This is a genomic window from Flammeovirga agarivorans, from assembly GCF_012641475.1.
Lineage (GTDB): Bacteria > Bacteroidota > Bacteroidia > Cytophagales > Flammeovirgaceae > Flammeovirga > Flammeovirga agarivorans.
Window position 1 is genome coordinate 118,904 of sequence record NZ_JABAIL010000013.1, and the last position, 12,577, is coordinate 131,480.

General features: G+C 28.6%; 9 protein-coding genes. All 9 read right to left on the reverse strand.

All coding sequences use genetic code 11. The features are described 5' to 3' along the window. Positions 1 to 206 precede the first annotated feature (206 nt). A complete protein-coding gene (locus HGP29_RS25750) occupies positions 207 to 2,207 on the reverse strand; it encodes a DUF3857 domain-containing protein (RefSeq protein WP_168885346.1) in 2,001 nt (666 codons plus the stop codon). Next, a complete protein-coding gene (locus HGP29_RS25755; protein WP_168885347.1) occupies positions 2,204 to 4,048 on the reverse strand; it encodes a DUF3857 domain-containing protein in 1,845 nt (614 codons plus the stop codon). Before HGP29_RS25755 ends, HGP29_RS25750 begins: the two co-directional genes overlap by 4 nt. A gap of 1,693 nt (positions 4,049 to 5,741) precedes the next feature. Continuing rightward, positions 5,742 to 6,350: a hypothetical protein gene (locus HGP29_RS25760; protein ID WP_168885348.1), complete on the reverse strand. Its 609-nt coding sequence runs from the start codon at positions 6,348 to 6,350 to the stop codon at positions 5,742 to 5,744. A 149-nt stretch (positions 6,351 to 6,499) separates the two neighbouring features. Beyond that, a complete protein-coding gene (locus HGP29_RS25765; RefSeq protein ID WP_235958352.1) occupies positions 6,500 to 6,949 on the reverse strand; it encodes a VOC family protein in 450 nt (149 codons plus the stop codon). Positions 6,950 to 7,017: 68 nt separating this feature from the next. Next, positions 7,018 to 7,851 (reverse strand): helix-turn-helix domain-containing protein, encoded by an 834-nt coding sequence (locus tag HGP29_RS25770; RefSeq protein WP_317169968.1) that lies wholly within the window; start codon positions 7,849 to 7,851, stop codon positions 7,018 to 7,020. 365 nt (positions 7,852 to 8,216) lie between these two features. Beyond that, positions 8,217 to 8,969: a hypothetical protein gene (locus tag HGP29_RS25775; RefSeq protein WP_168885349.1), complete on the reverse strand. Its 753-nt coding sequence runs from the start codon at positions 8,967 to 8,969 to the stop codon at positions 8,217 to 8,219. Between the two features lie 171 nt (positions 8,970 to 9,140). Then, on the reverse strand, positions 9,141 to 9,722 hold the full coding sequence (locus HGP29_RS25780; protein ID WP_168885350.1) for a hypothetical protein: 582 nt from the start codon (positions 9,720 to 9,722) through the stop codon (positions 9,141 to 9,143). 858 nt (positions 9,723 to 10,580) lie between these two features. Next, on the reverse strand, positions 10,581 to 11,180 hold the full coding sequence (locus HGP29_RS25785; protein ID WP_317169969.1) for a hypothetical protein: 600 nt from the start codon (positions 11,178 to 11,180) through the stop codon (positions 10,581 to 10,583). A gap of 826 nt (positions 11,181 to 12,006) precedes the next feature. Continuing rightward, positions 12,007 to 12,408, reverse strand: coding sequence for a hypothetical protein (locus tag HGP29_RS25790; RefSeq protein WP_168885351.1), 402 nt, complete (start codon positions 12,406 to 12,408; stop codon positions 12,007 to 12,009). Between the last annotated feature and the right edge of the window lie 169 nt (positions 12,409 to 12,577).

Here is a 12,577-nt window from a genome sequence, read left to right on the forward strand (position 1 = left end):
AAATTTCTACATTTTACAATTACCCTCCCTATTATTAGATAAGTGACGCTAGACTTGAATTTATGCATAAGTCTTTAAAGTCATAACAAAAAAAACAGCGATTTTGGAGTTTAGCCCAGAATCTCTGTTTTCTAATTATTAGTATTTTAATAATATATTACTACTAATACCAAAGACGATCAAACACAAATTTTATTCTCTATAAATTACTTTTGATGTTTTTCTATAGTTTCAAAAACTAAAGGCTGATTAAACTTCTTAATGATCTGATCAAAATATCTTTTTACTTGTGCATATTCGCTTGGTTGGTATTTTGTCTTCTTAAAACTATAGCTTCCTTTGGTTACAATAATATTATCTTTAACCGTATAAAGTAAATTTATATTCACGAGTGAATTTTCAAATTGGTAATTCGGTGGAAGTTCGACTAAAGATAAATTACTTGGAATTTCTAAAGTCGATTCAAACTCTTGATTCCTTTTATAAATAAAATCAACTAGGTGCTTTCTTTCCTTTTGAGTAAAATAATTCTCGGTAATCGGTAAGTTTAATAAAGGCTTTATTACAACATTATTTGCTACAATCTCCGATTCTAAGTTTGTCTTTAAGTGTATTGAATGAGGAATATTCACCTTTTTATAATCAGATGCTCTTACATTTATTATTTCTCCACCCAATTCTTTCGAAAAGAACTCTTTTATTTTACCCTCATCGTTTTGAAATAATTGACGTGTCAGATAAGAATTGTAACCCGTATTAAGAATGGAAATATTACCAGACCCATTAAAAGAGTTATCGATTTTTAATTGAATAATATGCTTCTCTAGAGCAGAAACATTATTCTCTAAACTAACCCATTTTGTTTCTTCATTATCATCGACAATGATACCTTTTTCATGAATACATTTTAAAGGAAGCCTGTTGTAAGGCAATAAAACATCTGTACCGTCTGACATAAAAGGTGATTCAATATTTAAAAAGGCAATGACATAATTAGTTGAATGGTCAAATGGATATTTACTTATTAATTTACCATTTTGTCTTGTGCTTAAAATCAACGGTTTAGTTTCTACTCCTGCTTCGTTTAGTAGAGCAATCATAAATAAATTGATATCAGCACTATTACCTTCCTTATGGTTATAAAAGCTCTTAGGTGATTGAGAAGCATATTTTCCATTATAGCCATTCCATTCAAAATTGTTTTTCACATACTTTATAATGGTTTTTGCCTTATCGCGGTCAGATTGAGAGCTTATATTCAATTCAGTAGCCAATATCTTTTTTGCAATCTTTGAACTACCTTTTATGTATTTTCCAAAGTTATCATTTTTCAAAAGCAATTCATTCAATTCTGTCCATGTGGTCATAAATGAAATCGATCCACCTGTTGGTTGATTAAACTTAGATAATTGAAAGTTAATTTTAATCAGGTAATCATTAATAGATGATATAAAAGATTCATCTACAAAGGCAGGAACATCTTTTAATACATAAGTATGTAATTGATCGTAAAACTCTAAACCACCACTAACATTTTGCCCATATACTTTTGCAACACCACCCCATTCTCTCGTTTTTCTAGATCTAACGGAATTTCTATAATCAAACCTCGAAATACCTTGTAATTGAAAAACGTATTCATAGAATGGAATTAAACTGACATTGTATTCACTATAAATCGTTGGAATCCTACTCTGAAACTCCCAATTAGGTAAATTAAACTTAAAAGGTGTTTCCAATTTGTAAGTATATTCCAGAATTGACCCATCCTGTACATTAGGAAAAACGAATTTTTTACATCGCCAACGAGAATTTATTTTTTCTTCATAAACTGATGAAGCATCCAACTCTTTTTTTGTTTGTATACCATTATTATAGTTGTAAGTAACTGCTTTTATGGATTTTACTTTTTCAGATTTTCCATCATCATTTATATAATAGAAAATAGATACTTCTGCATTTTTTGTATCCGTCTTATCAAATATTTTAAGTCTTTTATGACGTGTAAAACGGATATCATATCCCCCATGATTGTCATAAAAATAGGATTCCCCTTTATCAAAAAGAATAACAGCTTTTGCATCTTTATCTTTTTGATAAATTTTCATATCAATTTCCTCCTTAGAAATTTCGCCAAATTTAATTTTCTTAGTTTGCCCAAATGAAAATTGAGTAAAAAGTAACGTAATGATAAATAGATATTTCATTTTAAAATAATTGCTGATTTTTTCTTGTAGTTTTTTATTTGAGAAATGAATTTATAGAATTCAGAGTATTCTTCAAGATTGATCTTATTGTCATAGAAAAGTAGCTTTTCTGTAATAGTGAGGTGACCTTCGTTTAAAAGAAACTTGGCTTTATATATCCCAAAGTTATTTTCTATAATTATATTTTTAGGAATAGTAATTTCTTTCTTCTCAGAAAAATTGAAATATAATTCACTTATATGTTGTTCATTTATGGGATAGTTTATTGAAACATTAGTTTCTCTGAAGCTTGGTTTTTCAAAATCCGGAATGGTCAGCTTTAAAGGTTGAATTACTTGAAGGTTTCCTATTTTTCTAATTACTGAAGTAGATATTCCAGTAAGACTTACTTTTAAAAAAGTACTGTCTCTATTGTTATCAATAATCACTTGATTTTTTATTATAAAATCCTTCATGTCAACATGATTCCTAGCCATTTCTTCTATAAAATTACCTCCATCTTTGAATATTGAATACCTACTCTTCTCAAACTTTTCTCCTCTAAGTGTGATATTCACTTTAATATTTGAAGAATCATTTTCAGAGATCATATAATCAAAGTTCTTTTCTACTAAAACATCATTAATAGTTAATTTTGGAAGGTGAACTAAATGGCTATCTTCTCCATCAACTACTAATGCTTTCCGGTCTTGAGTAAATGTTCCTATATAATTGAAAGGAAGACAATTCGATGTATTTTCTAACCAAATCGTATCAGATTCTATTGGAACCATAAGGATAACATGATTAAACTGTTGACTTGGTAAATTAATATCAATTGGTTTTTTCTGTACTCCTGCCTTAACAAGTGTATAAAAAGATTCTATACCAACAGATTGAAGCATACCTTTCATATAAGTCGTTAATGCTTTACAATCTCCATACTTCTTTTCACAAACATAAGAAGCCGGATAGCTTTTCAAGCCTCCAGCATCAATAGAAACATTTATATACTTTGTATGATCTTGTAAGTAATGATAAATTGTTTTAATTATCTCTTCTTTAGTATTTAGACCATTAATCAGGTTCTCTATTTTTTCTTTTTCGTTAGATGTGATATTTGTAGAACCACTGTTTAATTGGTCCATCCAAGTACCAAAAGATGACCATGACTCAGTTGAACCATGAATAGCATAAATAAATTCTTTTGGTATTAATTTGACTTGAGGAAATACTGGCCTTGATGATAATAACTCATTCTGTTTTGGGTATTTTACATGAAAAGCATCCCATTTCAAAATAGAATTAGATTGTGATTTGGAATGAAAATAAGTTAACTCATCAGATGACTTTTTTTGAAAATCAAAGTTCAAACGTAAATGAACTTCTAATGAACTATGGACTGTAAAAGCCTCTTGATCATAAATAGGCCTCCAAAAAGCGTAATACAAATATTCCTTTTCTACTTGAGTATAAGAATATTCTATAGTATATGGATATTGATTCCAGAATAAATCAAAACCCGTTATTATATCGTCTTGATAGAAAGCCTGATTAGATTGTGCATGTCTACTGAAAACTTCATTCTTTTTGAGTTTTCTTACCACCTTCCCATCTTGATCCAAAACCTTAGCATAATCAAAGCTAAAATCTTGTTTTGATGTATGTCTAATTTCTACATGTGAAAGGTAATTTTCATCTTTATTATTAATCTGTAGAATTACTTTTCTTCTTATTGATTTCTTTCTATCTGCATTTATTGAAATAAATGTAGCATCATCCAAAACTTGAGTAAACGACTGTAAGGATGAAAGTAAAAGTAATAGAAGTAAAAAGTAAGCTTTAATGAATTGAATTGTCAAAGTTAAGTTTGTCTTTTTAGCAATTGCATAAATTCATCTAAATTGAATCTAATTATACATAGTTTGCATTAGTTAATTTTGGTTTCAGCTCACAAGTTAATTTATTTTTTGAAATATAAATATTTAGGCACACCTAAAAAGGTTAAGAGAATTAGTATTTGATTATTCATTTATTTGAGATGTTTGTTTTACTCAATAAGTAATCTCTAAACTTAAAGAAAGGATTTATAGGTATAGAGTTATAATTTTTATAGTAGTATAAACTTCATTATCTACCTTTTTAAAATATGTTTCCAGAATGGGGGTTTATTCTTTTCAGGTTCTAAAAAGATAGACTTAATTCCAGTATCTGACACCTTAACTATCTTTTTTCTACGTTTCTTTACGATAAAACCTTTATACCCCTGAAGGTTTGAATTTATCATTTCATATTTCCCAAGTTCAAACATTGTATTGAGAATAATTACACCGTCATTATTCTCATCATAAATCTCAACGGGAAGAGGTTGAAAACTAGGTAAGGTTTTAATAAACCTCGAAAAAAAATAGGGGTCAAGTTCTCCAAATTCTTCACCATATATTAATGGAACTTCTATTTCTTGTTTGGTTTCCCTATTCTAAAAAAAGCAATGATAACCATGAAAGAAATAGTTCTAATTTCCCAATTTCCCTTTAGGCTTATGATTTGTATTACCATTATACACATTAAGTTGAGATAAAGGAAAACCCTCTAAATCTGGAATATTATTTTAGGACTAGTCAACTTATTGATCAATTTTTCTCTAAGTATTCCATATGCTTGTGCACATTTCTCGAAAAAATCTTGATGATTAGAAACCTCTTCTGATGATATTAATCTTTTCATTTATCCACAACAGTAAAGCTAGATAGAATAAGCAATTGAGTATATTAAAATTTAGTTTTTATTATTAACAGTTTTATATAATTCTTCAATTGATACCCATTCTTTATTTTTGATTTCATCAATTGTAAAACCAGGTTGAATTTGGCCTCCTAATACAAATATCACAAGCATTATTTTTTGGTTTTCCAAGTACGTTGTCTCACCATCTCTAATTATTTTATGTTCTGTTGAGCAGTAAATTATTAAATCATTATTTTAGTCCTTGTACATATACTCCTTGTATCCCATGGGTACCCCCAATAATGTTTTTCATTATGGGTGATTATAGGATTAAAATAAAAAAGTAATCTTTGTTCACCTGTTTTCATATTCAGGTTGTAGATTGCATAATCTATTCCATCCGAAAAGTCACTTGCTAAATATAACTTAGGCTTTACGTCCTGGTCTAGATTTATAAAACCCATAAAATAATAATCTTGAACAAATCTTGATTTTTTATTGAACAGCAAAAAATCAGATGTCAACCATGTTTCTTTGATTTTACCTACATTATCCATTTTTGACTGAATTATATAGTCTTTTTTAGAATCTCCTGTGAAATCTACATGATAAACCTGATCAATTTCCCCTATTACTTTAGTGTTTATCTCTTAAGGATAATCAGTTAGTGTATCCAAGGTTATAAAAGACTGAACATAGATAAATCCAGAAGAAAGTAGAACAAATATTAAGTGAAGTATTTTCATTATAAGTTTAATTGTGTACAACGATATTGCTATCAAATGGTAAAAGATGACAAGAAGTATTTAATATGAAATTATTGAGTGGCTATTCTTTTTCCTTTACAAATTTATAAGTATTAAGCAATTCGGTGTAATTAGACGAAATACCAAGTGTTTCATCAAAATCACTACCGCATTTCCTTTTATCAAGTACTTCACCTTCTGTTCCCAAGAGACTATACTTAATATCAATCAGTTCGAAAGCAGAATTATAAAAACGAACAATTGTCTGATGTGCATCACTATGATTACAAACAGAGTTCATGTGTTGTTCAATAGCGAATGTCCTTCCATATTTGTCAAAAAAATAAGTCTGTATGATTTCAAAAGGTTTATCAGAGTATCTGTCAACTATAAATTCCTCTAGATAAATTACCTGATTAATTTTATTCCTTCCAATTATCAAATCTGTTTCTGATGTGAACTCCCCATTATATTTATTCGCTAAATATCTTTCTTTTGATAATTGAACATTCAACTTTTCTTCAGAAATGATTTCATACATTGAATTAAGCCTCAATATTAAATCTGGTTCCGGAGTAATATCACGTTCAGCTTTTTGTAAATGGCCAGAATCATAAAGACGACATTTCTCGTTTTGACAACTAAAAATTACCAAAACAAGCATAAGAAGTAAGACAAAAAGTGTTTTCATTTTATATTAAGATTTAAAAAAGTAGCAACCCCATAAGGTTCTCTTGACAGAGAATAGTAGTAAAAGCCTTTCGAAATAGTAATGTTAGAATTATTTTCATCAATTTTTTCACTACGCTTTGTTGCCATTGTTATACCAGTAAGCATTTATTATTCTTTAGGTTTGGTATAAGTCACAATATCGATTCCAATTCCATTGGGGTCTTTAATTGCAAAATGCCTGTCACCCCAAGGCTCATCTCGTATTTCAACTTCAATTTGCACTCCTTTACTTTTTAGGTCATTATAGACTTCATCTATATTCTCAACTTCAATCGTAAAGTATACTCCTTTCCCACTGAATTCAGATTGGAAAATGTATTTTTGACTTGGATGATTTGGTTGTAAGAAACTGATTTCTGAAGATTGATTGGGTGTGTGAAGCAATAGGTAAAATTCGTTTTCAAAACTTACTCCAAAGTCCAAAACCTCGATATAAAACTTCTTAGTTTCCTGTAATTTTTCAGTGATTATTCCTGCGTTAAGTTTCATCTTATTTGTTGATTGTGCATTTGTCCAACCTACTGAAAGAACAAACACAGTCATTAATATTACTCTCATTGTCTATAATCTTGTTGATACAAATTTAGGTTGACAATAAGCCGAGGAATTGTAAAAATCGGACAAACTTAACGGAAAGCTTCGGAAGGTGTTACTCCATAAAATGTTTTAAAACTTTTAATGAAATGAGCTTGATCAAAAAAACCAACATCAAAGTAGAGTTTGTTTTCTTTTAGGCTTTGTTTTGTAGGTTTTGTATTAAGAATATGTTGAAAACGCACAACATTACTAAATGATTTTGGAGTTGTACCGATATAAAAGTTGAAAATTCTGCGAAGTTGTCTCGGACTTAATCCTATAGTAAGGTCTTTTTCGGTATCCAAAAATCCACGACACTTGAATATTAAATTTAACGCATCTAAAAATCGGTGGTCGTAAACAATACATTGTTTCTGTGAGAGTCCAAGTAGTTTTTCATTCAGGATTTTTGTGATATTTCCAAATGATTCCTCTGGTTTAATTTCTGAAGTAATCCATTTTGAAAAGTCAGGTAAAATACTATTTAGTTCTTGAGATTGATTGCTTACAGATTTGGCATCCACTCCGAACAAATGTGTGAATGCAGAAGGTAAAAACCGTATACCGATATAATTAAATTCTTTCCCAATTGGAAACTGAACAAACTTTCTACAAAATCCCATCACAAAGTTTTCAATTGGTTTTTTGTGATCAAAAAATATGTCAATACAACCATCAGAAACTACTCGATAATTATAGTCGTTTTCTAAATATTTCTGCGTTTTAAGTTGCCAAAAACAATAAATGAAATCCTCAATTTCTTTTTTGGGCTGGGTTTCATGATAACATATTTCGTTATCATCAACCGAAACTGTTGGCTGTATAGGTTTATAGTATTTTCTTATGGATTTCAATTCATTCACTTCGCTTTTTTTATTATTCACAACGATGTATTAAATGAGGATGTGTCAGCTAATATGATGATGTTTTTTATTTTTCGATTTCAAAATGATTTAATCATTCTTTATCATTTACAAAATATGTTTTAAGATAAATCTCATTCCAGCAAAAGGGTTTATATGTATTTTTCCATTCAGATCTCGACAAGCTTTTAAGAATTTTGGATAATGTTGTCTTATAAAATTAATAATTGTTTTCTATATCAATCTCATATAGTCAATCATTTTGTTACCGAAACGAAATTATTAACCTAATGAGAAGATACCTCACTTGGAGGTGAAGTTTTAGCTGTAATTAAAAAAAATCCATCAAAGCCAAATTAGTCATTTTCTGAAGAATCATGGTTACTTTATTCATAATAAAAGCCTGAATCAAAAGAACCTGTAAATGAATCTATTATATTCATATTAGTAAATATAGGCAATGTCATAACCTCATAAAGGATTTCAAAAACTATAGTATATTCTGAAGAATCCTTTATAGTTGAACCTTTAATGAAAGTAGAAAAATTTGAATTAAGCTTTTCTATTAATTCTGCATTGAAATTATTTAATAGAAAAATATTTGAGCCTATATCTTTAAGAATTTCATAAATACCTTTTTCGTTAAAATCAGGAGAAATTAATTGTTGATTATAATAATTTAAACTTAGTTTGAGTTCACTTTTTAATTTTCTTCCCTTAGAATTTAAAAAAAATATATTAAAGTCTTTAAAACTTAATGTTTGATGGAATATATCGAGTAATTTAAATTCTTCATTAAGTTGTATCGCTTTATATCCTTGACCATTTCCACATAATGGTAATATTTCTTTGATTAATTTCCTTAATTGTATTCTTCTATTCTCTAATTTAAATGGTTCTAGGAAGATATTTTGATGAATGTTATAGATATATTCATCGTATTTTTTACCTCTTGATACATAGATAAATAAACTTTCTTGCCAGCTTTTTGGATGTGGGAGTTTCCACTCTTGTTCTAACATTAAAATTTCCTTAAAAAATAGATCAAATAAGGCAAATTTTAATAAATCCGTATTTTTTGATTTAATAGGATTTAATATCATATGTGTTTGAGCAGGTGTTAACTCTTGAAGGATCATTTGATTTTTCTTTTAGTTAATACAAGTTTTATATAAAATTTTAGAAGTTTTGAAACAATATAGAGTCTTTTGAGCACTTATCGTATTCTTTGGATTGATGTACTCAACCTAGAATAAAGTAGTTACAGTTTTGCAACCACGCTAGCTATGTTTTTTTTAATGTTGTTGTATTTAGTTCTTTTTATCCAAGTATTCTTGGATTTGTAATAACCTAATAGACCATGATTTAGCCATTTTCATTCCTTCATTATCAGCTTCAAATTCATTATTGATTAACCATTTCATTGCTGATTTTACTTTTTGGCTTTGTTCTTTAATAAAAGCATTGGATCCTAATTTGGAGGTGTTATCTAGATTGACATAACCTCTTATTTCAAAAGAGTCATCTAATACATCCATCATGTTTTGTGGGAATTGATTGTCATATGCATTGAGTACAACTAATAATTGTGGACTAGCCCATGTTCCAACTCTTATTCTTGCTCTAATAAGAGAAAATACTTCTTCTGTTCTAAATTTAATATCCATAATTAGAATTACAACGACTAAAACATGAACTCTCCAATTTCCTGAATTTAACATTGTAAAAAGCCCTTTCGTTGTATCAATTAATGAATTATTATCTAATATAGTCCTGATGACACTAAGAGCATTTACCATACTCATGTCATCATCATTAGTGAAATCGTCAGATAGATCAGAAATTATTAAATGAAGTGGATGTTTTTCCCAAAAAGGGATCGAAAACACCAAAAGTCGATTTTTTCATAATTGCATTGACGTAAATGCTAAACTTATGTCAGCGGGTGCGTCACCTGATATATGGAAGTTAGCTGATTTTGTGGGTAGTTTATTCATTTTTTCTTAACATTTTTGGTATCTAATATCTCATATACATAGATTCTATTTTACCATTTGGCAAGAAAACAGTATATAATGTATGCCCTTCATCAAATACTTCATCCGTTCCATATTTTTTTGGTTTCATATTTCACTTTTCACCATTATAAATTTCATATTTCAGTTCAATTATATCTTCATGATTTTCATCTATTATTCCATTTGAGATAAATATTTAGCTGATCTCCCCTTTTGTGAGATTGATATGAATTGATTCTTTATAAAAATTTGTATTAAATATGTAGACAACCCAAACAAATATAGTCATAGTCTTCTTTGAGAAGAATAACCTCATTAACATTATTTTTATTAGTTCATCTAACTTCTCTAAATAGTATCGACTTCTGACTACTTTTTGGTTTTCTAATTCCGTGAATATTGAAGAACTATTAAAGGGAGATGAAATTAAGGATTTATATTGACTATCATCTATTTTTCATTTAAGCTAGACAAATATTCTTTTTTATTTTTAGAATTATTTAATCTATTCTTTGCCTCATCTAACGATATAATATCAATAGTATTATTAATATTTTTTGATTCTATTTTTGTTTTATGCTGTGCTATACAGAATGATATATTAATACAGAAAAAAGAAAGATAAAATTAATTTCATGAAATATATATTATTACCCACAACATCATGACTAAACTACGTGTAAGGGTGCGTTACCCGTGACTTGCTGTTTTAGCTGTTATTGGGGGTTGTTTTTATTCTTCGATCTTAAAATGATTTAACCATTCTTTCTCAGTTTTAAAATCTCCATTTTTATCCCTTTCCATAAAGATTACGTTCTGTTTTTTATCTATTAGTAGCGTATCTGGAATAAAGTCATTGTCGTATGGTTTTGGATTAAAAATTATTAAATCATTTTCAATTTTATACTTACCATATATAGTTTCTGAATATCCCATAAACCCATTTATTTGATTTTCTACTGTATTATCTTTTCTAAAAATAAGACGATAATAATAAAGATCATGTTTCAGGACAGCGGTCATAATTGACTCCGATTTGAAAATTTCAGAGTGACAAAGATTAATTGTCAGAATTGAAAATAGTATTGTACCATGTGCAATCAACTTGATTTTACTAGTTTGATTACCTTTCCTTATTAATTCAAAAATTGTGTCAAAAATTGAAAAACTATATAGAAGTAATATTGGTATTATAATTAATCCGTACGAAAGCATCCAAATAAATATACCACCAAAAAAATCAGACACAATCCAAGCAATTAATCCTATTGATGAAATAATGGCCACAACTTCTTTATTAGAAATTTTTGTATTTATCATTCCAGTTTTCACTTCTTAGTTTCTTTAATTGCCTACAACGTAATGGCTAAACTACGTGTGAGGATGTGTCACCCGACACATGGAGTTTTAGCTGTTGTTGTGCACTGGTTATTTTTTACTAATAGGTTGATAATAAGATTTATATTTCTTACTTGTTAGTTTTGCCCTGTACTTTCTACTGTCTAATTTATTATTTAAGAGTCTATATAACTTTCCATTTTTAAAATATAATATTGTCAGAGGTTGTTTCCTATTCTGTCCACCGCCGGAAATTGATGACGTTACATACTCTAAATTTATATTCTATCTATTTTCTCATCAGTTGACAATACAAGTGAATCCTTTAAAAAAGTATTTTCTGAATTTAAAATTGTCAATGTGTCCATAATTAATGAAGATGTTAGATAAATTGTATCTCTATAAATTTTCCATTTGCCAATTGTCCAACTGCTTGCTAAATCAATACACCAAGTATGTTTAAATGTTGAATCTCTAAGAAATTCAATTTTTTCTCCAAAAATATTACAGTATGTACCCTCAATCTTTCGCTGACTAAAACAATTTGTTTGAAACAGAAATGCAAATATGAATACTAGTATTATGTATTGGACTTTCATAAAATCAAATATTATTTCTTAAATCCCTTAAGTTTTAAATCTGTATGTTTCTAAATTTTGTATTAACTACTTACATACAAAAGGTTAAGTAAGTAGCTTTATAATATCATCAAGTATAAATTTTTATTGTTTAGTATTTTATATATGATGATTCTCTTAAACTTGTGCACAACGTAATGGCTAAACTACGACCAGCGGGCGTGTCGACCGATGGATGGAGATTAGCTAATGTTGTAAATAGTTTGTAAATTTTCTAATCCCCATTCGAGGAGTACAATCCCTGCTTTTCCGTCTAAACTATATATTTTATCGATTTCCTGATTATCCTTATTCGACTTAATATATTTGGTTAAGTTAGACATTTGTACTGATCCATAAATTACTTCAAATTCTGGTACAGGAACTACAAGGTTCTCCCATTCAGCATAACATAACCAAAGCCAAGTTCTGTAATAAATTCGTTCTACTTCCAAAAGGTTGTCAAATTTGTCATCCCAATGGTTAGGTTGAATTTGAAAGCAGTATTTTTCTTCAATATACCTTGATATGAGGTAGAGTTTCTCTTCATTTTTAATTTTGGAGTTAATAAGTTTCTCTTTTGTTGCTGTATTGAATTCAAGCATTTTGATTTTGAACTTTTTATTACATGAATACCAAATTAAATATTGTCTAATTTAAAAATTTAGAAAACTTATCTAAGGTGGGAGAATTACTTACAACGTATATGCTAAACTACGTGTGAGGGTGAGTCACCCGACACATGGAGTTTAGTTGATGTTACACAACGTTACA